18 protein-coding genes are annotated in these 23,034 nt (G+C 61.3%); 12 read left to right on the top strand and 6 right to left on the bottom strand.

What is annotated here, in order from left to right; all coding sequences use genetic code 11:
* Window positions 1–38: 38 nt before the first annotated feature.
* Window positions 39–2,639, bottom strand: a complete 2,601-nt coding sequence (locus tag HU725_RS10490; RefSeq protein WP_186477151.1) for a glycoside hydrolase 5 family protein — start codon at window positions 2,637–2,639, stop codon at window positions 39–41.
* Between the two features lie 4 nt (window positions 2,640–2,643).
* Window positions 2,644–4,170 (bottom strand): O-antigen ligase family protein, encoded by a 1,527-nt coding sequence (locus HU725_RS10495; RefSeq protein WP_186477152.1) that lies wholly within the window; start codon window positions 4,168–4,170, stop codon window positions 2,644–2,646.
* 423 nt (window positions 4,171–4,593) lie between these two features.
* On the opposite strand from HU725_RS10495, the gene HU725_RS10500 reads away from it, so the two are divergent.
* The 11 genes from HU725_RS10500 (at window position 4,594) to HU725_RS10550 (ending at window position 16,715) form a co-directional block, all read left to right on the top strand.
* On the top strand, window positions 4,594–6,060 hold the full coding sequence (locus tag HU725_RS10500; protein ID WP_186477153.1) for an FAD-dependent oxidoreductase: 1,467 nt from the start codon (window positions 4,594–4,596) through the stop codon (window positions 6,058–6,060).
* 121 nt (window positions 6,061–6,181) lie between these two features.
* On the top strand, window positions 6,182–6,799 hold the full coding sequence (locus HU725_RS10505) for an acyltransferase (RefSeq protein WP_186477154.1): 618 nt from the start codon (window positions 6,182–6,184) through the stop codon (window positions 6,797–6,799).
* The gene (locus HU725_RS10510; RefSeq protein WP_186477155.1) at window positions 6,792–7,748 is read left to right on the top strand and encodes a glycosyltransferase family 2 protein; all 957 of its coding nucleotides are present in this window, start codon (window positions 6,792–6,794) and stop codon (window positions 7,746–7,748) included. The genes HU725_RS10505 and HU725_RS10510 overlap by 8 nt, the downstream gene beginning before the upstream one ends.
* Before the next feature lie 8 nt (window positions 7,749–7,756).
* Window positions 7,757–8,281: a serine O-acetyltransferase gene (locus tag HU725_RS10515; protein ID WP_060476490.1), complete on the top strand. Its 525-nt coding sequence runs from the start codon at window positions 7,757–7,759 to the stop codon at window positions 8,279–8,281.
* Window positions 8,282–8,309: 28 nt separating this feature from the next.
* Complete coding sequence (locus tag HU725_RS10520; RefSeq protein ID WP_186477156.1) at window positions 8,310–9,287, top strand: glycosyltransferase family 2 protein; 978 nt, start codon at window positions 8,310–8,312, stop codon at window positions 9,285–9,287.
* Between the two features lie 7 nt (window positions 9,288–9,294).
* Window positions 9,295–10,242: a DUF535 family protein gene (locus tag HU725_RS10525; protein ID WP_081016576.1), complete on the top strand. Its 948-nt coding sequence runs from the start codon at window positions 9,295–9,297 to the stop codon at window positions 10,240–10,242.
* A 22-nt stretch (window positions 10,243–10,264) separates the two neighbouring features.
* Window positions 10,265–11,467 carry a glycosyltransferase gene (locus HU725_RS10530; protein WP_186477157.1) on the top strand — a complete coding sequence of 401 codons (1,203 nt, stop codon included), beginning with the start codon at window positions 10,265–10,267 and terminating at the stop codon, window positions 11,465–11,467.
* Window positions 11,464–12,651 (top strand): glycosyltransferase family 2 protein, encoded by a 1,188-nt coding sequence (locus HU725_RS10535; protein WP_186477158.1) that lies wholly within the window; start codon window positions 11,464–11,466, stop codon window positions 12,649–12,651. The genes HU725_RS10530 and HU725_RS10535 overlap by 4 nt, the downstream gene beginning before the upstream one ends.
* Window positions 12,651–13,400: a WecB/TagA/CpsF family glycosyltransferase gene (locus HU725_RS10540; protein ID WP_186477159.1), complete on the top strand. Its 750-nt coding sequence runs from the start codon at window positions 12,651–12,653 to the stop codon at window positions 13,398–13,400. The genes HU725_RS10535 and HU725_RS10540 overlap by 1 nt, the downstream gene beginning before the upstream one ends.
* 197 nt (window positions 13,401–13,597) lie before the next feature.
* Complete coding sequence (locus HU725_RS10545; protein ID WP_060476485.1) at window positions 13,598–15,019, top strand: undecaprenyl-phosphate glucose phosphotransferase; 1,422 nt, start codon at window positions 13,598–13,600, stop codon at window positions 15,017–15,019.
* Window positions 15,020–15,053: 34 nt separating this feature from the next.
* Window positions 15,054–16,715, top strand: coding sequence for a phosphoethanolamine transferase (locus HU725_RS10550; RefSeq protein WP_186477160.1), 1,662 nt, complete (start codon window positions 15,054–15,056; stop codon window positions 16,713–16,715).
* Here the strand turns inward: HU725_RS10550 and HU725_RS10555 are convergent, their stop codons facing one another.
* Window positions 16,716–17,660: a LysR substrate-binding domain-containing protein gene (locus tag HU725_RS10555; RefSeq protein WP_186477161.1), complete on the bottom strand. Its 945-nt coding sequence runs from the start codon at window positions 17,658–17,660 to the stop codon at window positions 16,716–16,718. It abuts the gene before it with no gap.
* A 147-nt stretch (window positions 17,661–17,807) separates the two neighbouring features.
* On the opposite strand from HU725_RS10555, the gene HU725_RS10560 reads away from it, so the two are divergent.
* Window positions 17,808–19,184 (top strand): L-serine ammonia-lyase, encoded by a 1,377-nt coding sequence (locus HU725_RS10560; RefSeq protein ID WP_186477162.1) that lies wholly within the window; start codon window positions 17,808–17,810, stop codon window positions 19,182–19,184.
* 18 nt (window positions 19,185–19,202) lie between these two features.
* Here the strand turns inward: HU725_RS10560 and HU725_RS10565 are convergent, their stop codons facing one another.
* The 3 genes from HU725_RS10565 to HU725_RS10575 form a co-directional block, all read right to left on the bottom strand.
* Window positions 19,203–20,498, bottom strand: coding sequence for an NAD(P)/FAD-dependent oxidoreductase (locus HU725_RS10565; protein ID WP_186477163.1), 1,296 nt, complete (start codon window positions 20,496–20,498; stop codon window positions 19,203–19,205).
* A gap of 14 nt (window positions 20,499–20,512) precedes the next feature.
* Window positions 20,513–21,601: a polyamine ABC transporter substrate-binding protein gene (locus HU725_RS10570; protein WP_186477164.1), complete on the bottom strand. Its 1,089-nt coding sequence runs from the start codon at window positions 21,599–21,601 to the stop codon at window positions 20,513–20,515.
* Between the two features lie 67 nt (window positions 21,602–21,668).
* Window positions 21,669–23,027, bottom strand: a complete 1,359-nt coding sequence (locus HU725_RS10575; protein WP_186477165.1) for a glutamine synthetase family protein — start codon at window positions 23,025–23,027, stop codon at window positions 21,669–21,671.
* Window positions 23,028–23,034 lie beyond the last annotated feature (7 nt).

The raw sequence follows: 23,034 nt of genomic DNA on the forward strand, positions 1-23,034 counted from the left end.
TCATGCAGGGCTTCAATGACTGTAGATGGCGATATGCCCTATTTCAAGAACAGCCAATTGGCCATGTGCTGGCCATCGAACGTGATCAGGTAGTGGCCGTCTTTGTAATCTACGGGCTGGTTTTTTTCCTCGCCGTCACTGCTGCGGCTGTAGAGTTTCAGCCCTGCTGGCGCCTTGATGCTCAGGCTCCCCTGCAGCGGTTCGACATGGAAAGGCGTGACATCCTCAGCCCTGGGTACGGCCCGGCTGCCGAGTGAAATCAGCAGCCTGCGCGACTGGCTCAAGGGCTTGTCGTCAAGGCTCTGGACCGCCACGCTGGCATAGGGGGTCTTGAGCTGCAGGGCGATGTCGCCCAGGGCCAGCGACTGGCTTCCCAGCCAACCGGTTGCCGCCTGGGTCATTGGCGTGTCGATGGTGTAAAGGCCCTGCTGCCAGTTGTGCCGCAACTGGCCAGTATCGCTCAGCGCTTCGCTGGCACCGGGGGCGATCAGTGAGCGCCCTGGGTCGTTGAACACTTGCGCATCGGCAGGGATTTTGCTGGGCTGCAGCCAGGGTAGCTCGGAGGCTGATGGCAGGGCGATCTGCAGCCGGCCTTTTTCCATGGCGGTGCGTAGCAGTACCGAGTTGGCCGGCGAAATATCCTGGTTGAACAGGGCTTGAGCAGTGGGTGCGAAGACGTAACGGGTCGACGCCGGCTGCACATCCTGGCGCCGGTAGAGCAGGGCGGCTGCCGGCAGGGTGGCGATCAGCCCAGGGTCATTGTAGGCATTCCAATTGTCGGCACGGCGCCACTGCTCGACCAAGGCTTGCTGGCTGTAGGCGTATTGCATGATCGCGTCCCAGCCCTGGTGACTAGCAGTCCCTGCGACATAAAGGGGCAGGGAGTGGCGGTCGGGCAGAGGGAAGGGTTCGGCGTTCCATTCTGTGACGGTCATCGGCTTGCCCAGCACCTGGGCAGCCCCCAGCCAATTGATCATGCCGTCGCTGGTCAGTGGGTTCTTCTCCAGTTGGCCCAGCCCGCCATAGCTATGCGCGTCGACAACATCCCCAGCGGTAAGCGCTGGCAGCGAGGACAAACCGTTCAGGCCCCAGGTGCTGGTGGTGGCGATGGGCACCTTGACCCCTAGCGTGCGCAAGTAGCTGATCATGTCGGCGTAGAAGCGTTGTTCCAGGTCGTTGAGAAACAGCTTCGAAGGGCCATACTCCCAGGCACGCCAGGTCTTGTCCGCAGGCAGGTCGTGGGCCTGGGCAAAGGCCTTGGCCTGATCCATGTACAGGCGGCTGTGCTTGGGTACCTGCTTGTCCGGTAGCAGGGCATTGCCGAAGTGGTGGGTGATGTCGTTTTCGTTGGTGATCAGTACTGCAGCGATGGCGGGGTCATCCTTGTAGGCAAGGCCGGTGTAACTGTTGACGTGGGTCAGGTACTGCTCGGCGAAGCGCTTGAGTGCCTGCTGCAAAGTGACGTTGACGAACAAGTAGCCTTTGAGCTCTGCGACGCCGTGCTCTTTGGGCAGTTCATCGAAGCCATAAATGTTGTCCGCCGCAGTCACCGGGCGCGACACATGCAGGTCGAGCCACACGTAGATCCCTTCGTCCTTCAGGCTTTTGATCCACAGGTCGAGTTTCTTCAACGAGTCAGCGCTCAGCTGTTGGGTGTTTTTGAGCTGCTGCAGATCGCCGAACACGTTGGGCGTCACCCACGGGGAGTCGTGGTGATGCACGCGCACCAGGTTGAAACCCAAGGCGGACAAGCGTTTGGCCTGCTGCTTGATGTCCTCGTCAGGGGTGCGGAACAACGAATAGGCTGACATGTTGGTGCCCCAGAAACGCGCGGGGGTGCCATCGGCGAACAGCAGCCGTTCACCCTCGGCCTTGACGAACCCTCGTTTGCCAGCAGGTTTCTCGGCGGCGTTGAGGAACGACAGGTCAACTGGCGACGTACGCCAGTCGAGCTGATCATCTGGCCACGTGTTGGGGTCGCTCATGCCGAAACGTTCGCTGGCGGTCTGGCCGATGCTGATATCACCGGTGACACTCATCTGCGCCTTGATCAGCTGTTGGCCAGGCTTGATAGGGTCGGTGTAGAAAAAGGTGCGTATCTGGTCGGTGTTGCCGCGTTCGAAATACACCTTGGCCAGGGGTGGGTCAAAACGCATTTCCACATGCGGCCCTTCAGGGTTCTTGCCCCAAGCCCAGCCGCGATTCTCGGGCAGTAGCACCGGGTCGCCCATTTGACCGGCGATCAACCCGGGGTCGAAACGCCAGACGATGCCGCCGCCCATGACATCGCTTTGCCGGCTGTGGGCCTGCAAATCGAAGTCCCAGGTCAGGGTTTGCGGCTCGGGCTTGCGGATGTCCGCCTTGAGGTCGAAGTCCAAGTCCTTGTTATTGCCGGTGAGTGTATAGCGGTAAGGCCCATCGACTTTGAGGGTTGGATAGAACCCGGTCCAGCCCCAGTTCGCGCCCCAGAAGTCGAAGCTGGGTACGAACGCTGGGCCTCCTCCGTACGTCAGTGTCGGCAGGCCGTTCTGTTCGTCTACACGTACCGTCCATGCCGACGCCCAGCTATTGACGGGCACCGCCAGCAGGCTGATGAGCAACGATGTGCGGGTCCATCTGGACAGGGCGAGCGTGAGCATCGAACTACCTCGGTTGAAGGCTGATGGTGGTCACTGGGCTGTCTTGGGGCACGGCCTGACGGCGCATCATGTGGATATAGGCGACGCTGACCCCGGCAATCGACCAGTAAATGATCGGGATGACGGTGATGCTGCTCACGGTGAAAATAGTCACCAGAATGCCCATCAATGTGGCCAGCAGAACACGCCCCAGCAGCCGATAGGGGTCGGCGTTGTCAGGCACCGCCCGCATTGCCTTGCGCAACCCCAGCAGGATGTAGGCAAAAAAGCCCAGGAACAGCCCAAGCCCAACCAGGCCAACGCGCAGCGCCAGGCCGACGTAGGTGTTGACGATGTCGATGATGCCTTCACCCTGGATCATCGATTGCATCTCCGGGGTGCTGCGAAAATCGAATGAGCCGAACAGCGGATTACGCTGGATGACGATCCACGAGTTGTCGAGCAGGCGCTGGCGGTAGGTGATGTTTTCGGTGTCCACCTTGCCAATGAACGGCAGCAGGTCGAGTATCTTGTCCCCGCCAGGCATCACGGCCAGCAATGGGATGCTCAGCACCCCGGCCAGGGTAAGCAGTGCCAAACGCGAGGCCGCGTGCCTGCCCATCGCGATGAACACCACCACGATCACCCCAGCGCCGATCCACGGGCCCCGCGAAAGCGGTGCGAACAGCCCTGCGGCAAGCAGCAATGCGCCCAGGTAGCGGTGCACAGGTTTCTGCACGAAGTGCTGCACGAACAGAAACAAGCCAATCGCCACGGCCATCACATAACCGAGCACGATGGCCTGCCCGGTGGTGACACTGGCGCGCAGTGCCCCCCCTCGGCTCAGGTAGGCCTTCATGTCCCACTGCAGGCCCAAGGCGTCGATCAGCGCGTTGTAGAGCAGCCAATGGCGCACATATTCGGCCACGCCCAGCAGTGCCAACAGGAAGGCCACGATAACGAATGCCAGCAGCGCGTCCTTGAAGTCGCTCAGCTCACGCAAGCCGCGGCTGGCCACGTAGTAGGGCAGGAACACGTCGATGTACAGGCTCAGCATTTGGCGCAGGGTATCGGTGACGGTGGTCTCGCGCAGCGCCAAGGCGCTGGTCAACGCCAGGCTTGCCAGCAGCAGCTTGTCGGGCAATAGCCGGCCGAACCGGATGCTCGTGCTTTGCTTTCGCAGTACCCACGCGGCAGGCAGCAGCACGCACAAGGTCAGCACGCGTTGATGGTTGATGTCGAACAGGTAGTTGACGATGCCAAAGCCCGGTATCTCGGTAGCGGCCGGCGGGATGAGAAACAGCAGCATGAAAAACAGCGCAAGCGGGTTGTGCTCGCGGCGCTGGGCAACCAGCAGAATGACCGTGGCTGCGCCTGCATACACCCAGAAGCTTTGGGCAAAGAATGCCACCAGGGTCAGCACGAACCACAAATTGCGACGCCGTTTGAAGTCCGCTGGGGGGATCAGGTCCGTTGCCGGACGCCGGGCCATGAAGAAAACCACGCTGGCCACAAACACAATGACGACCAGGGCTCTTAGATGTTCAGGCATGGGTTATAGGCACCTATCCCTCGATGGGCTGGATGGAGGCTAGCATCGTGGCTAAATGAAACTATAGTGACTTCTAGGCGCCGCGTGGAAAGTCTTGAGGCGATGAGAAAGCCAGGCAAAAACAGCCTAGCAAGCACAGTTTGAGTTTTGCGCTTGACCTGCGAGGTCGCTTGTCGGTCTCGGCAACACAGCGTGGGGCGACAATAAAAACCAATGGTATGGGGCGGGGATCATGGGGAAGCTGCAGTTTTGTACCCCATTGCTGGGGCGCAGAGGCTTTATACGCAACTGTGTGTTGTTCAGTGCCGGGGTCGCCATGTTTGGGGGAAGTGCGCAGGCAGCGCGCAAGCCTGAGCCAACCGGCAGGTTCGTCATCATCAACGGCTGGGTGTTGCCGGTAGGGTATTTTCAGGACGAACGCTCATGATCAAGGACTACGATGCCGACAAGCGCCTGCGCGAGGCATACGACTTCTGCATCGTCGGCGCAGGCCCTGCGGGGATCACCCTGGCGTTGCGCCTGGCAGGTGCCGGCTGGAGTGTGGCTCTGCTCGAAGGAGGGAGCCGTGAGTACACGCCGCGGTCCCAAGCGCTGTACAAGTGCACGTCCACAGGCCTTGAGGTGTTCGCCGCTGAAGACCGCCTGCGTTACCTGGGCGGCACCTCCAATCACTGGGCAGGGCGCTGCCGCCCCTTCACCGCTGCGGATTTTGCGGTGCCACCACCGGTGGAGATGCCCGGCTGGCCTATCCCATACGCTGAAATCGAGCGGTACCTACCGGGTGCCATGGAAATCGTCGATCTGCCTCAGGGGGCCGAATTCAAAGCCGTGAACCCCGGCCTGAACGGCGGTGAGTTCGAGGCTGACCGCTTTCTGCTCAGCCCGCCAACGCGCTTTGCCCAAAAGTACGCCAGCGCGCTGGACGACACCCCGGGTTTGGACGTTTTCATCAACTGCAACTGCGTCGACTTGTTGTTCGACCCAGACGCTGGAAAATTGAAGGCCGTGCAGGTGTCGGACTACGAGGGCAAGCGCCAGCCTGTGGCGGCACGCAACTTCATCCTGGCCACCGGCGCCATCGAAAATGCCAGGCAGTTATTGAACAGCAAATCGCTGGCCCAGGCGGGCGTGGTGACCAAGGACGGCCTGGTTGGCCGATGCTTCATGGAGCACCTGAACATCGACATGGGGACGTTCATCCTGCGCAGTGGCGAAGGCACCGATCCTCGGCAGTATTTCACCACCGATGCTTTCGTCGCCCAGTACCAGGCGGGCAGAGGCAATGTTCTGGCGTCGGTTTTGGCCGATGTGCAGACCTATGGCCGTACGGCCGAGGTCAAGCATTTTCTGGAAAACCTGGCGTGCGACATGGGCGTGGCTAGCAAGATCGAGTTCGTCGCCAAGTTCAGTTGCCCGGGCGACGGGGTGATCAGCACTTTAATTGAGCAGTTCCCCAATGTGCACAGCCGTATCTCGCTGCTGGACGAGCAGGACGAACTGGGTGTGGCCAAGGTCAACGTCAACTGGGTGCTCAGCGACAGCGACCGGCACACCATCAAATGCATCGGCAGCGAACTGGCCAAGCAGTTCGCTGAAATGGGCCTGGGTTTCGTCAAGCTCAACGACTTCGTCTACGACACCAGCTTGCCGCTGAAGATGTCCCCCCATGCCCATCACATGGGCACTACGCGCATGGCGGCCTCAGCCAAGGATGGGGTGGTCGATACCAACTGCAAGGTGTTTGGCACCGAAAACCTGTATGTCGCCGGCAGCAGTGTATTCGCAACCGGCGGGGCGTCGAACCCGACGATGCCGCTGCTGCAGTTCGCCTTGAGGTTGGCCGACCATCTCAACCAGAAGATGCACTCGGCTACGGGGGCGGCAGCCTGAATACATTCAACTGAAGTAGCGCTGTGAAGGGGTGGAGTGCAACAGGGTCAGCACCCAGAAGAACGAGACCGTGTTTGCCTCAGGGACAGTCCAGGATCGCTCGAATCGCGAGGCTTGCCATATGTTGGGATGGATACGCAGTGCTGTGGCGCATTACGCCAATACGACCGGACGCGGCGTTGCGGCCTATAAAAAACTCTGCAACCCCACACCCAGGCAGTGGGGGGAGTACCAGTGCCGATGGGGCAAGTTCTATTCGGTAGGCACCAACTTTCACATGAATGTCGGCTGTAACGTCACAGACCCGGCGTTGGTGCGTATCGGCAACAACGTCGGCCTGTCCGATTGCACGCTGATTGGCCACGACGGCGTGGTGGCGCTGATTGAGCTCTGCTACGGCATGAAGCTCGACTCGGTCGGAGTCATCGATGTCAGGGACAACAGCTTCGTCGGCCATGGTGCGATCGTCATGCCGAGGGTGACCATCGGCCCGGATTCGATTGTGGCCGCCGGCGCCGTGGTAACCAAGGACGTGCCACCCGGCACGGTCGTCGGTGGTAATCCTGCCAAGTTCATCTGCACCACGGCAGATTTGATCAAGCGGGTCGAAGAACGCTGCAATGCCTACCCTTGGATGGAGCTGATAAAAGAACGCAAAGGCTCGTATGACCCGGCGCTGGAGCCTACCCTGGCCATGCACCGGCGCCGTTATTTCTTCGGAGACGGCAGCAATGGATAACAAGCCTGTCGATGTGATGGTGGTCAATTTCAACACGGCCGGGTTGCTGCAGCCGATGTTCGATTCACTGCGGGCGGCCGGCGGCGAAACCTTGGCCAGTTACCTGGTGGTAGACAATGCCTCGGTCGACGACTCGGTCGAACGCCTGGGCCAGGTCTGCCCGCAAGCGCTTTTGTTGAGCAACAAACACAATGTCGGCTTTGGCCGGGCCAATAATCAGCTGCTGGCGCACCTACGCGGCAGGTACGCGCTACTGCTCAACACTGACGCCTTCGTGGCCGCCGACAGCCTGCAGAAAACCCTCGACTACATGGACGCGCACCCCGAATGCGGCATTCTTGGGGTGCGCCTGGTGGGCCGCGATGGCGAACTGCAACCCAGCTGCCGCTATTTCCCAAACCCGTTGAACCTCTTTGCTGCACGAACTGGGCTAGGGCGTTTCATGCCAGGGCTGAAAATGGTCGACGAAATGGACTGGGATCATGCCTCGGTGCGTGAGTGCGACTGGCTACCGGGTTGCTTCTACCTGGTACGCCGGGAAGTGCTCGACCAGGTAGGGCTGTTCGACCCCCGCTATTTTCTCTATTACGAAGAAGTGGACCATTGCAAGCGGGTCAAGGCCGCGGGTTGGAAAGTGGTGTACTTCCCTGATACCACCGTGGTGCATATCGGTGGCGAGAGCTCCAAGTCGGTGGCCGAGCTCGAGGCGGCCAGCCGACAGATATCGGCTTACCAGATCGAAAGCGAACTGCTGTACATGCGCAAGCACCATGGCGCGGGGGGTCTGGCCTTGCACATGCTGCTGGTGAGCCTGGGCGACCTGGTGCTGGCACTCAAGGCGCTGCTCAAAGGCCGCGGCATGGAGGCGATCAAGGCGTGTTGGCGGCATACCCGCGCCACGTGGTCGCTGCTGCTCAAGACCCAGTTTGCCAACCAACCCACACGGTAGGTGAAACCATGTTCGATAACATCCGCGCAGACTTGCGCGCCCATGGCGGTGATTGGGGCGCCCAGGGGTTTTGGGTTCTGGTGGTCTATCGCTTCGGGCGCTGGCGCTATGGTGTGCGTCCGGCGTTGCTGCGCAAGCTCTGCTCTTTGGTCTACAAGGTATTGTTCAAGTTCGTGCAGATCATCACCGGCGTCGAGTTGCCTTGCGAGGTGGTGATTGGCCGCAACTTCGTCATCGATCACTTTGGCGGCATCGTGATCAGCGGCTACGCGCGGTTTGGCGATGACTGCCGGATTCGCAACGGCGTGGTGGTGGGGTTGAAGAATGTCGATGAACCCATCGCGCCAGTGTTCGGCAACAACGTCGACATCGGCGCCGGCGCCAAGGTGCTGGGCAATATACGCATCGGTAACAACGTCGCGATAGGCTCCAACGCAGTGGTGTTGACCGATGTACCGGACAACTCGCTGGCGGTCGGGGTGCCCGCTAGCATCAAGGCGCGCAAGCACAGCGATACCCTGCAATACACGTGAGCCGGCCCGAAACTGACGAGTGAACGCCATGGTGACAGGGATTGGAGTGGTGGTGATCGGCCGCAACGAGGGCCAGCGCCTGGAGCGCTGCCTGTTGTCCTTGATTGGGCAGGCGGACCAACTGGTGTACGTGGACTCCGGCTCCTGCGATGGCTCGGTGGAATTTGCCGCTGAGCTGGGGGTGCAGGTAGTGGCCCTGGACATGACCCAACCCTTCACAGCGGCGCGTGCACGCAATGAAGGTTTCACCTGCCTGATGGGTATCGTGCCGAGCATCAGCTATGTGCAATTCGTCGATGGTGACTGTGAAGTCGATGGCGGTTGGTTGAGCAAGGGCCAGGCCTTTCTCGATCAGCACCCGGATGTAGCGGTGGTGTGCGGACGGCGCCGTGAGCGCTTTCCCCAGCGCTCGGTTTACAACCTGCTCTGCGACCTGGAATGGGACACGCCGGTGGGGCAAACCAAGGCGTGTGGCGGGGATGCACTGATGCGCGTCGATGCGTTCATGGCCGTGTCCGGTTTTCGCCCAGAACTGATTGCCGGCGAAGAGCCGGAGCTGTGCCTGCGGTTGCGCGCAGCCGGCTGGAAAATCTGGCGCTTGCCCGAAGAGATGACCCTGCACGATGCCGCCATGACCCGGTTCGGGCAGTGGTGGCGACGCAGTCTGCGGGCCGGCTATGCCTATGCCGAAGGCGCCTACTTGCATGGGCTCAAGCCCGAGCGTCATTGGTTGCGTGAATCGCGACGGGCCTGGTTCTGGGGCCTGATCCTGCCGTTGGCGATCCTGATTGTGAGCCTTCTTTCGGGCGGCTGGGGGCTGTGGCTGTTACTGATCTATCCATTGCAAACCGTACGTCTGGCCCGCCGGGGCAGCCGCTCACGCCGGGAAAACTGGTGGCAGGCAGTGTTCCTGGTGCTGGGCAAGTTCCCTGAAATGCTCGGCCAGGCCAAGTTCCTGCTGAACAGGTTTGCGGCCGGTAAGGCGCTGTTGATCGAGTACAAATGACATGTCGATGACCTTCAGATCGTTAGCCAAGAGTGTGCTCACGCTGCAGCCAGGCTATTCGCTGCGAGCGCTCAACAACAAATACAAGTTGACGGTTTCGATGGCCCGCGAGTGGTCGGGGTTGCAGGCTTTCACTCAGCGCATGTCCAAGGCCTTGGGCCAGGAGCGCTTCGAGCAGTTGGGTGTGGACTGCATCGGTGTGGTGCAATGGCCCTACATCAGCAAGCGCTGGAACGCTGCGCAGCGGCTTGCAGCAGTGGCCTCGCATTATGAAGTGGTGACCGCCCAGTGTGCGCCTTTGCTGCTGTTGCAGCGCGATGAGCAGCGCCAGCTATGCGACCTGTCACGCTACTCAAGCGGGTGCCGGCTGGTGCTGGACCGGCCGATCTGGTTCAAGCGCGAAGGGGAGCTGGTGATCAACCTGTTCCAGGGCGACCTGCGTGTGGCCTCGCTGGCCTTCACTTTGTGCCACGAGGCCCAGGGTGTGTGCCTGTATATCGGCGCAGTGCAAGGCATTCACAAAGGTGTGGGCAGCGACACGTCCCTGACCATCTACCGCGACCTGACCAAGGACTTCGAAGGCCTACGCCCCAGAAGCCTGCTGATCGAGGCCATCAAGTGCGTCGCCAGGACCCTGGCCGCCCAGCGTATCTATGCCGTCGCGGACGAATATCGCCACCATCGACACCCGTATTTCGGCGCCGAGAAGCACCAGGAACTGGCGGCCAATTACGACGTGATCTGGCAGGAGAACGGCGCCGAGCCCTGCGAGTGGGTGGATTTCTTCAGCATCCCCCTGGCCCCCGCCCAGCGCCCGGTAGAGGAGATCGCGGCGAAGAAGCGGGCGATGTACCGCCGGCGCCATGCCTTGCTCGATGACGTGTTTGCCCAGATCCAAGCTGCCATGGTGGGCAGCACGGTGCAGCACAGCGCGGCCGACTTGGCCATTCGATGAACGGACACAGATTTGGGGCCTTATGCGAATTGCTTACTTCATCAATCAGTACCCCAAGGTCAGCCATACCTTCATCCGCCGCGAGATACTGGCGCTGGAGCGCCAAGGCGTCGAGGTGCAGCGCATCGCCCTGCGTGGCTGGGATGCTGAACTGCACGACGCTGAAGACTTGGCGGAGCGGGGCAAAACCCGCTATGTGCTGCAGGACGGGCTGAGGGGGTTGCTCAAACCCCTGATGCAGGTGCTGCGGGCACGGCCAAAAGCGTTCCTGACGGCCCTGCGCCTGGCGCTTGGCCAGGGTTGGCGTGCCGACCGCCCGTGGCCATACCACCTGGTTTATCTCGCCGAGGCATGCCGGCTGCTGCAATGGTTGCAAGACGCTGCGGCAGAACATGTGCACGCACATTTCGGCACCAACTCCACGGAGGTGGTCATGCTGGCCAACGTGCTGGGCGGCCCGCCTTACAGCTTCACCGTGCATGGGCCGGAAGAGTTCGACAAGGCTCAGCTTCTGCATTTGGGCGAAAAGGTGCGGCGGGCATCATTCGTTGTCGCCGTCAGCGCCTTCGGGCGTAGCCAGCTATGGCGCTGGGTGGCCCATGATCAGTGGGGCAAGGTCAAGGTGGTGCATTGCGGCCTGGAACGCAGTTTTCACCAGGTGGCACCGCAAGCAATCACCGCCACGCCTCGGCTGGTTTGCGTTGGGCGCTTGTGTGAGCAGAAGGGCCAGTTGCTGCTGATCGAAGCTGCACGTGGCCTGGTCAGTCAGGGCGTGCAATTGGAACTGGTATTGGCTGGCGATGGTGAATTGCGAGGCCCGATTGAAGCACTCATCGTGCGCTACGGTTTGCAAGCGCAGGTGCGCATCACCGGCTGGATCAGCAGCGCGCAGGTGCGCGACGAGATTCTGGCCGCGCGGGCCATGGTACTGCCAAGCTTTGCCGAAGGTTTGCCGGTGGTCATTATGGAGGCGATGGCGCTGCGCCGACCTGTTCTTACCACTTACGTGGCCGGTATCCCTGAACTGGTCCGCCACGGCGAGAACGGCTGGCTGTTCCCGGCTGGTAGCGTCGAAGCCTTGACCGAAGCGATGCGCCAATGCCTGGAGCAGCCCGTGCAGGTGTTGCAGCGCATGGGCGATGCGGCCTATGAGCGGGTATTGCAACGCCACGACATCGATACCGAGGCAGCCAAGCTGCTCAGCCATTTCAAGGTGCCGGCATGATGACCTTGCTGGCTTGGCTGCTGGGTGGCGTGGCGCTGTTGCTATTGGTACCGGCATTGCTGCTGTTCATCCAGGTGGTGCTGGCCTGCCTACCTGCTCGGGTGCGACAGAGGCCTCACCTGCCGCGGCCGCGGTTGGCAGTGCTGGTACCTGCGCACAACGAGGCGTCGCTGATCGTTTCGACGCTGGCCAGCATCCGGCCGCAGCTGCGCGATGGTGACCAACTGCTGGTGGTGGCCGACAACTGCAGCGACCAGACCGCAAGCCTTGCCCGCGCGGCGGGAGCGCAAGTGGTCGAGCGCGAGGACCTGCTGCGCCGAGGCAAGGGTTATGCATTGGATTTCGGGGTGCAGCACCTGCGCCTGTCGCCACCGCAGGTGGTGATCATCATCGATGCAGACTGCCAGGTTGGGGCCGGTGCGCTCGAGCACCTGGCTTGTAGTTGTATAGACCGCGGCCGGCCTGCACAGGCGTTGTACCTGATGCATGCGCCGCCTGGGGCGGGGCTGAAGGTGCAGGTTGCAGCTTTCGCCTGGCGGGTGAAGAACCTGGTTCGGCCGCAGGGTTGGGCACGGGCGGGCCTGCCATGCCAGTTGATGGGGGCAGGCATGGCGTTCAGCTGGCAAGACCTGTCGGCCGTCAACCTGGCTACCGGTCACCTGGTCGAAGATCTGAAGCTTGGCCTTGAGTGTGCCGCGCACGGTAAGGCGCCGGTATTCTGCCCGCAGGCTGTGGTGAACAGCCATTTTCCCACTAGCCAGGAAGGCCTGAATATTCAGCGCAAGCGCTGGGAGCATGGGCATTTGGGGGTGGTCTTGGCCGATGGGCCCAGGCTGCTCGCCGCTGCGCTGCTCAAGCGTAATTGGCCACTGTTGGGCATGGCAGTTGACTTACTGGTGCCGCCCCTGGCCTTGCTGTCGTTGCTGTTGATGGTGGTCTTCGCTCTGAGCTGGCTCATGTTCGGCGTAGGGGGGACGCTGCTGCCTGCACTGCTCGCCAGCTTGGCGTTGGCCTTGCTTGGCGCTGCCATCCTGTTGGCGTGGGCCTGTTTTGCACGGGAGCTGATTCCGTTTTCGGTACTGCTGTACGCACCGTTCTACGCGGCGCGGAAAATCCCTTTGTATCTGGGGTTCCTGCTCAAGCGCCAGGTCGACTGGGTGCGTTCCAAACGGGATGACAACTGATGACAGAGCAGGGTTGGCTGCAGCGCTGGAAGATGGTCATGGGCAAGCTGTGCCTGGTGGATGATGCGGCACACGAGCAGCGGCTGCTGCAGTCACTGTGTTCGGCGCAGCGGCCAACGGTGCTGGGCTTCGTCAATGCCCACGCGATGAACCTGGTGGCTGGCAACGCCGATTATTGCCATGCGCTGGCTGCTGCCGATGTGCTGCTGCGCGACGGTGCTGGCATGGCAGTGCTGCTGCGTCGCCTGGGGCTTGCGCCGGGCCTGAACATGAACGGCACCGATTTGATTCCCAAGCTCCTTACGGGGTTTGAAGGCCGCAATGTGGCTTTCTGGGGAACGCAGGAGCCATTCCTGACCGAAGCCGCGCGGCGTTGCGAGGCAGAGTTCGGCCTGCAGGTGGTGTCGCGACACCACGGTTTTGCCGATACCGATACTTACCTGGGCCTGGCTGAGCGACATCGCCCTGGGTTGATCGTGCTTGGCATGGGGATGCCCAAGCAGGAGCAGTTGGCCGCACGCTTGGCCGTTCTCGATTACCCCTGCCTGATCGTCTGCGGTGGGGCGATCCTGGACTTTCTCGGTGGCAAGGTCGCGCGGGCGCCTCGCTGGGTAAGGCGGATGAACGCCGAATGGGTGTTCAGGTTACTCAGAGAGCCCAAACGCCTGTTCAAGCGTTACGTGCTAGGCAACCCATTGTTCCTGTTGCGCGCTCGGTTTTATGCCCGCTCGCCGATGCATCGCCGTTAGCGGCCATGCTCAACGCTATCTGTCGAACAGTGGTGGATCTTCACCGCAGCATGACCACGGTGCTGCTACAGTGATATCAAACAGACCGGCGCGGTTTGCAGAAGATTTCACAGATTTTTCAGGTACCTGAGTTGAATCTCCATCCCTTCGTTGTGATGGTCAGGCAGTTGCCACGCACGATTCAGTGAGGCCTTACGATGGTTTTTGAACCCAGAAGCAGTCGTTCGTTACTCCAGCGTAGAAGTAGCGTCAGCAACGCCATTCAGGCGGGGCTCGACGGTATCGCCGTAACCAGCGTGGCGTGGTACCTGATTTACGACCAGTTTGGTTACATCACTTCCGACTACGTGATCATGCTGTTGCTGCTGATCGGGGCGCTGGCGGTCATCTATGACCATTACGCCATCTATCGCAGCAATGTTGGGCTGTCGGTTAAGGCTTTCAGGCTGTTCAAGGCCTGGTCGGCGACGTTCTGTTTCCTGGTGGTGATCGCCTTCCTGACCAAACAGAGCGAAACTTATTCACGGCTGCTGGTGGTCCAGTTGTTCGTCATTGGGTACTTCGTGCAGCTATTTCTGCATGTGGCGATGCGTGAGCTGCAAAAACGCTTCACCGCCCATGCTCGGCTGGACAATGCCTTGATCATCGGCGACGGCGACCTGGCCAATTTCCTTTATCAGAAAATCAGCAACAACCCGTGGTTCGGGGAGCGGGTGATGGGCTGCATCTGGGTCGATCAGGACGACGATCAGGCGCGCCAATCGCAAGAAGGCAAGCAGCGCCTGCCGGTGCTGGGCAGCATCGCCGACCTGGACCAGATCATCGCCCAGCACAACATTCGCACGGTTTACCTGGTGACGCCGTTAGGCGGCTCTGCAGTCATCCAGGATGTGTATCTGAAGTTGCTCGACAAGTGCATTGCAGTCAATTGGGTGCCCGATATCTTCTCGCTGCGCCTGATCAACCACAGCGTCCGGGAAATCGCCGGAATCCCGGTACTGACCCTGTCGGAAACACCGCTGACCGGCACCAGCCTGTTCTTGAAAAACCTCGAAGACCGTGTGCTGGCCGCGCTTATCTTGCTGTGCGCCTCGCCTGTGCTGCTGGCACTGGCGGTGATCATCAAGCTCGACAGCCCAGGGCCTGTGTTCTTCCGCCAAGACCGCACCGGCTGGACCGGAGAGTCGTTCCGGATCTGGAAATTCCGCAGCATGCATGTGCATCAGCCGGAAAACGGCGTGGTCCAGCAAGCGCAGCGCAACGACCCCAGGTTGACGCGAGTCGGCGCATTCATTCGGCGCACCAGCCTCGATGAATTGCCCCAGCTGTTCAACGTGCTGACCGGGGACATGTCTTTGGTCGGCCCACGGCCCCACGCCTTGCAACACGACACGCTGTATTCCCAGGACATCGTCGATTACTTCGCTCGCCACAACATCAAGCCTGGCATGACCGGCCTTGCGCAAGTGCGCGGATACCGCGGCGAAACAAAGGATATCGAGCAGATGATTCAACGGGTCAATTCCGACATCGAATACATCAACAATTGGTCCTTGTGGCTCGATTTCGTGATCCTGGTGCGCACGGTCAATGCCTTCACCGGCAAGCAGGCTTATTGACGCCGCAATTGAATAGCGTGCAGGGGAGGGATCGATGAGCATCTGGTCAGCAGGTGGGAGCGCTGGCGCGCAGCTGTTGAGGGCGCAGTGGCCTTCGCTGCTGCTGTGGGCGTTTCTGCTGTCGCCGTTATTTGCCAGACTGCTGTCCGATTGCCAATGCGCCAAGTTCGATGGCTTGGTGCTCTACACCTTCCTCATTTCAGTGCTGTGGCTGCTGGTGCTGCGCTGCGGCTGGGCCAACCAGTTCAAAGTGCATCTGTGGCTGTTGCCCTTTTATCTGCTGGCCAGTATCGATTTGTTCCTGGTGCTGAATTTCGGCTCCCGACTGACCGCGGCCTACCTGCTCATCGGGCTGACCAACTACAAGGAGGCAACGGATTTCCTCGCCACCTACTGGCGCTCGATGGCGGGCATCGTGGTGGTGTTCGTTGGCTGTTACGGGGTGGGCCTTGCCGGCCTGTATGGGCGGCGCCAGCGCCGTAGCAAAGCCATGTGCCAATTGGCATTGGCCGGCTTGGTGCTCGGTTATGGCGCCTACTTCGTTAAAACCGTCAGCATCAACGCGTTGAACAAGGACGCCGTACTCGATCTGGTGGCCAAGGACCAGAGCACCCCAGTGGGCTACCTGTCGCAGCTTGCACTGACAGTGGTGTTGTACGAGGAGTCCAAAGGGTACATCAGGAAGCGCCAGCAATCGCAGGTGCAGCTCACGGGTGTTTCCGACCAAGCCGGCATTCAGACACTGGTGTTTGTGATAGGCGAATCTTCGCGCCCGCACAACTGGTCCCTTTACGGCTACCCAAACAAGACCACGCCCAACCTTGAGCGCCAGCCAGGGCTGTTCAAGTTCAACCGCATGTGCACCACCGCGCCTTATACCTCCGTGGCCGTGCCTTCATTGCTCAGCCTGGAGCCGATCAGCGACTGGAACTTGATCGCATCCAACAAATCGTTGGTGGGGATCCTGCGGGCCGCCGGGTTCGACACTTACTGGTTGTCGTCGCAAGAGGTCGACAGCTTTGGTGGGATCATCCCGCAAATTGCCGCAGAAGCGCAGTACCGCCAGTACCTGGAACGCAGCTACGACGGCGCACTGCTGCCGGTGTTGCACAACGTGCTGAGCAAAGCCAACGGGCGCAGACAGGCGATATTCCTGCATATCAAAGGTAGCCACTTCGAATACGCCAGGCGCTTTCCAAGCGACTTCGCCCGGTTCAAACCCGCCAGCGGATCCCAGAAGGATCGGATTACGGCCGATTACGACAATTCGGTCCTGTACACAGACTGGATATTGTCCTCGATCATGCATCAGCTCACGGCCAGTCAGAGCAAAGCGCTGCTGGTATACGCCTCGGACCATGGCGAAAATCTGCTCGATGACGGCCGCAAACTGTTGGGGCACGGCATGGGTAACGAGTATGACCTGGCGACCACGGCGTTTGTCTGGTCCACTGGCGACCTGTCGGCCGCGCAGATGCGCAAGTTGCAGAAGTTGAAAACCCGGCAGGACCAGCAGGTCAGCATCGCCTCATTGCCCCATACGCTGCTCAACATCGCCGGCATTACGATGCCCGGCTACGACAGCACCCAGGACTTGCTCAGCGACGATTTCAAGGCCTCGCGTTGCTCACACCTGCTGGGCACAGGCTATGTACCGACGTTCGACTTCAGCATCAAGCACATTGCGGCTGAGTGATCAGCTTGCAAGTACCAATGGATGCAAGGCTCGGAAGTTGTGCGCTTCTTCTACCAGCCAGTCATGCACCGCGCGGGCGCCCGGCTGGTTCAAACCTCCTGGCGGATAGTGCACTACATAGCGTTTGTGATTGGCGATCGGGTGGCCGAACGGCACGATCAAAGCCCCTCGTTCCAGTTCGTCATTGAGCAGCGTGCGCCGAGCAATGGCTACGCCGATGCCGGCGATTGCCGCTTCGATGGTCAGGTGATTACGGTTGAAGGTGTGCCCGCGGCGCACGTCCAGGCCAGTGGCGCCGATACCTTCCAGGTAGAACTCCCATTCGGCGTATTCGGAACTGCCTCGCCACGCGGTGATGTCGTGCAGCAGCGGGTAGTGAGCCAGATCTGCCGGGCCGTGCAGTGGCGGCCGGGCACGCAGCAGCGCGGGTGAGCACACCGGGAAGATCTGCTCATCCAGCAACGGTGTCGACAGCATTCCGGGATAACTGCCGTCGTTGAGGTCAATGGCCAGGTCGAAATCGCCAGGGTGCAAAGCCTGGGCGCTGTCTTCGGCGACCAGGCGTAGCTCGATGTCCGGATAGCGCTGTTGAAACCTCGGCAACCTGGGGGTCAGCCATTTCGCCAGAAACGACGGGATCGAGCGCAGGCGCAGTGTGCCGCGTATCTCACCGGCATCCAAGCGCAACAGCTCAGCCTCGATAGCGCCGTAGGCGTCGGTCACCGTCTGCGCCAGCCGCTGGCCTTCGGCGCTCAGCTCCACACCCCGAGCCCGACGCAGAAACAGTCTGTAGCCCAGCCGCTGCTCGAGCTGACGCATTTGCTGGCTAACCGCGCCAGGGGTGATGTGCAGTTCCTCTGCACAGCGGGTGAACGACAGATGCCGTGCTGCGCAGGAAAATACATGCAGCCAGACGAACATCTGACCATTGAGTTGGCGTCGCATCGTTTAGTACCGCTAAAAGCTGGCTTAGGAAGTTTCGTTGGTCATCCTTGCGTGAGCGCGGCAGTATCGCGCAACTTTGCAGTACCGTTCAATTTTCTCAGACATCCGTGGCGCCGCTCTGACCGCCGGCACGGTTCAGGCATTAGTATGGCTATCAGTGTTTTCGACCTTTTCAAGATTGGTATCGGCCCCTCCAGCTCACACACGGTAGGGCCTATGCGAGCAGCGGCAAGCTTCGCCCAGACCTTGCGTGAGCATGGCTTGTTGCCCCAGGTGCAGCGGGTGGAGGTGCGCCTGTATGGCTCGCTGTCGGCTACCGGTGTGGGTCATGCCACCGACCGTGCCTGCCTGCTCGGCCTGATGGGCCAGTGGCCCGATCGCATCGACCCGGCCACCATCGAGTCGCGTATCCAGCAGCTGCTGCAGGAACGCTGCTTGTTGCTCGATGGCAGCCACCCTGTGGTGTTCGACTACCCGCGCGACATGCTGTTGCTGGACGAAAGCCTGCCTTACCACCCCAACGCCATGAGCCTGCAGGCCTTGGGCGGGCAGGGCAGCCTGTTGCAGCAGACCTACTATTCCATCGGCGGCGGCTTCATCGTCGAGCAGGGCGAGGTCGATGCGCCGCAGGGCCAGGCACAAACGGTCGAGCTGCCGTACGCGTTTTCCAGCGGCGCCCAACTGCTTGCCCTGTGCAAGGCCAACCAGCTGAGCGTGGCACAACTGATGATGGCCAACGAGTGCGCCTGGCGCCCAGAGGCCGAGGTTCGCCAAGGGCTGCTGCAAATTTGGGCAGCCATGCGCCAGTGCGTCGACAACGGCCTGCGCAACGAAGGCGTGCTACCCGGCGGGCTCAATGTCAAGCGCCGCGCCGCGCGGCTGCATCGCAGCTTGCAGGTGGCCGGGCAGCCCAATGTGATTGGCTCGACCTTGAGCGCCATGGAGTGGGTCAACCTGTTCGCCTTGGCGGTCAATGAAGAAAATGCCGCTGGCGGACGCATGGTCACCGCACCTACCAATGGCGCTGCCGGGATCATCCCGGCCGTATTGCACTACTACATGAAGTTCAACCCCACTGCCTGTGACGACGATGTGGTGGCGTTTCTACTGGCCGCTGCAGCGGTCGGCATCTTGTGCAAGATGAATGCGTCGATCTCAGGTGCCGAAGTTGGTTGCCAAGGGGAGGTCGGCTCGGCCTGCTCGATGGCTGCCGCAGGCCTTGCACAATTGCTTGGGGCAACCCCGGCGCAGCTGGAAAACGCCGCCGAGATTGCATTGGAGCATAACCTGGGGCTGACCTGCGACCCGGTCGGTGGGCTGGTGCAGGTGCCGTGCATCGAACGCAACGCCATTGCCGCGGTGAAAGCGATCAATGCCGTGCAGATGGCGCTGCGTGGTGACGGTGAGCATTTCATCTCGCTCGACCGGGTAATCCGAACCATGCGCGATACCGGTGCCGACATGCATGCCAACTATAAGGAAACCTCCCGCGGTGGTCTGGCCGTGGCCTTCCCCGAGTGCTGAGCGTAGCACCGCCTGGTGCTAGCCCAACGCCTCGCGTAGTCGATACCACAACATCCCCAGGGCAAGCAGCGGCGAGCGCAGAGCCTTGCCCCCCGGAAAGGTCAAATGAGGCACCGCACTGAACACATCCAGCCCCTGACTCTGACCCTGCGCGATCCCCTCGGCCAGTAGCTTGGCCGTCCAGTGCGTCACGTTCAGGCCATGCCCGGAGTAGCCCTGGGCGTAGAATACGTTCGGGTGCTGGCGCAGGCGCCCGACCTGGGGGAAGCGGTTGGCGGTGATGCCGATCATCCCGCCCCACTGGTAGTCGATCTGCACATCGGCCAACTGCGGGAACACCTTGAGCACCTTCGGGCGCATGTAGGCTGCGATGTCTTTGGGATCGCGCCCGGAGTAATGGCAGGCGCCGCCGAACAGCAGACGACGATCGGCGGTGAGCCGGTAGTAGTCCAGGCCGACCTTCTGATCACACAGCGCCATGTTCTGCGGTATCAAGCGGCTGGCCAATGCTGCGGGCAGCGGCTCGGTTGCCACCACGTAGCTGCCAGCGGGCAGTACTTTGCCGCTCAGGCGGGGCTCCAGCTCGTCAAGGTGCGCATTGCAGCCCAGCACCAGGTTTTGCGCGCGCACCTTGCCGCTGGCAGTGTGCAAGATCGCCGTGGGGCCATGCTCGATGCGTAGCACCGGGCTCTGCTCGAAAATGCGCACACCCAGGCTTTGGGCGGCACGTGCCTCGCCTTGAACCAGGTCCAGAGGGTGCAGGTGGCCCGAACCCATGTCTACCAGCCCGCCTGCGTACTGGTCGCTGGCGACGATGGTGTGCAGGTCCTGCGGCCCGACCAGGCGTGTTTCATGACGGTAGCCAAGGTGTGCCAGTTCTTCCTGCTCAGCCTTGAAAGCGGCGAACTGCGCTGGGGTATTGGCCAGTTCGCAGAAGCCCCAGCGCAGGTCGCAGGCGATTGCGTACTGTTCGATGCGCCGTGCCACCAGGGCCACCGATTCAATGCCCGCATGCTGCAGGTAGCGCACGCCTTCCTGCCCGACATAACGGGCAAAGCCGCTGACGTCGTGGCCGATCCCGCGTATCAGTTGCCCGCCGTTGCGCCCGCTGGCGCCCCAGCCAATGCGCCGGCCCTCCAGCAGCACCACGCTAAGGCCGCGCTCGGCCAGTTCCAGCGCGGTGTTGACCCCAGTCAGGCCGCCGCCGACCACGCACACATCTGCCGTAAGCTCGCCCTGAAGGCTGGGGTAGGGCGCCGCATCGCGCGCAGTGGCGGCGTAGTAAGACGCGGTATGTTGATTTTCGAAAGGCATGGTGCGTTCTCGGCTCAGCGGTTGGACTTGATCTTGCTCCAGGAGCGGGTCATGACACGCATGATCTTCGGGCTGGGGGTACTTGAGATGTACAGCTTGTCGAGCACTTCTTGGGGCGGATAGATCTCGGGGTTCTCGACCAGGGATTTGTCCATGTAGGCCTTGGCGTCAAGGTTGGCGTTGGCGTAGCCGACCGTGGCGCTGATTTTGGCGATGACTTTGGGGTCGAGCAGGTAGTTGATGAAGGCCAGCGCCTGCTCGGGGTTGCTGGCATCCTTGGGGATGGCCAGCAGGTCGAACCACAAGTTGCTGCCTTCCTTGGGAATGCTGTAGGCGATCTTGACGCCGTTCTTGGCCTCCACGGCGCGATTGGCGGCTTGGAACACGTCGCCGGAGTAACCGAAGGCGATGCAGATATTACCGTTGGCCAAGTCCGAGACGTACTTGGAGGAATGGAAGTAGGTGATGTAGGGGCGCAACTCCATCAGGCGCGCTTCGGCCTTGGCATAGTCGCCGGGTTTCTCGCTGCGAGGGTCAAGGCCTAGGTAATTGAGCACCGCTGGGAACAGTTCGTCGGGCGAGTCCATGAAGGCCACGCCACATTGCTTGAGCTTCTTCAGGTTCTCTGGCTCGAACAGGGCTGCCCATGAGTCGATGTGATCAACGCCCAACGCTGCTTTGACCTTTTCGACGTTGTAGCCGATGCCGTTGGTGCCCCATAGGTACGGCACCGCGTATTTGTTGCCTGGGTCGTTCTGCTCCAGCTGCTTGAGCAGCTTGGGGTCCAGATGCTGCCAGTTCGGCAGCTTGCTGCGGTCCAGCGGCAGAAACGCACCGGCCTGGGCCTGGCGAGCGAGGAAATGGTTGGACGGCACGACTACGTCGTAGCCAGTGCGGCCGGCCAGCAGTTTGCCTTCCAGGGTTTCATTGGAGTCGAACACGTCATAGACGACGTTGATCCCGGTACTGGCCGTGAAGTCGGCCAGGGTCGTGTCACCGATGTAGTCGGTCCAGTTATACACGCTGACGCTCGGCGCTGCCTGGGCGGCGGCGCCGAACAACAGGGCGAATGTGGCGGGGATCAGGGCTTGCAGATGACGCATGTCGACACCTCGTTGGTTTTGTTCTTCACGTTCGGTGCAAGGGGGGCGCTGGCGCCCCCGGCGGCAATCACACGCTCAGCAGCAGGAACTCGCGCTCCCAGGAGCTGATGACGCGCTTGAAGTTTTCATGCTCGGCGCGCTTGACCGCGACGTAGCCTTGGACGAACTGCTGGCCCAGGTACTGCTGCACGGTCTGGCAGTCCTCCATGTGCTGCAGGGCATCCTCGATGGTGATCGGCAAGCGCAGGTTGCGCCGCTCGTAGGCCCGGCCTTGCACAGGCGCACTCGGCTCGACCCCTTCGATCATGCCCAAATAGCCGCACAACAAGCTGGCGGCGATCGCCAGGTACGGGTTGGCGTCGGCCCCCGGCAGGCGGTTTTCCACACGCATCGCCTCGGGGCTGGAGGTAGGTACCCGCAGGCCGGCCGTGCGGTTTTCCTCACCCCACTCGACGTTCACCGGCGCCGAAGTGTCGGGCAGGAAGCGGCGGAACGAGTTGACGTTCGGCGCGAACATCGGCAGCAGCTTGGGGATGTACTTCTGCAGGCCACCGATGTGGTGCAGGAACAACTCGCTCATGCTGCCATCGTCATTGGCGAACACCGGTTTGCCCGTGGCAATGTCGACCACGCTCTGGTGCAGGTGCATGGCACTGCCCGGTTCGTCGGTGATTGGCTTGGCCATGAAGGTGGCGGTGACGTTATGTTTGAGCGCTGCCTCGCGCATCGTGCGCTTGAACACGGTGATCTGGTCGGCCAGGTCCAGTGCGTCACCATGGCGGAAGTTGATCTCCATCTGCGCGGGGCCGTCTTCGTGGATCAAGGTGTCCAGGTCCAGGCCTTGCAGTTCGCACCAGTCGTACACATCTTCGAACAGCGGGTCGAATTCGTTGGCGGCATCGATGGAGAACGACTGGCGTCCACTCTCTGCCCGGCCAGAACGGCCCAGCGGCACTTGCAAGGGCAAGTCTGGGTCTTCGCAGCGCTGGGTCAGGTAGAACTCCATTTCCGGGGCGACGATCGGCTGCCAGCCTTTGTCGGCGTACAGCTTGAGCACCTTCTTAAGCACGTTGCGCGGCGACAGCTCGATGGGGTTGCCCTGCTTGTCGAAGGTGTCGTGGATCACGATGGCGGTCGGTTCGATGGCCCAGGGGATCTGGTAAACGGCGCTGGGGTCGGGGCGGCAGACCATGTCGATGTCTGCGGCATCGAGCAGGCTGTAGTAGATGTCATCATCGACGTAATCGCCGGTGACGGTCTGCAGCAGCACGCTTTCAGGCAGGCGCATGCCACGCTCATGCAGGAACTTGGCAGTCGGTGCGATCTTGCCGCGGGCGATGCCGGTCAGGTCGCTGATCACGCATTCGACTTCGGTGATGCGGTGTTCTTTCAGCCAGGCGGACAGCTGATCGAAAGGGGCGTTCATACAGACC

Origin of the sequence: Pseudomonas promysalinigenes (assembly GCF_014269025.2) — a bacterium.
Lineage (GTDB): Bacteria > Pseudomonadota > Gammaproteobacteria > Pseudomonadales > Pseudomonadaceae > Aquipseudomonas > Aquipseudomonas promysalinigenes.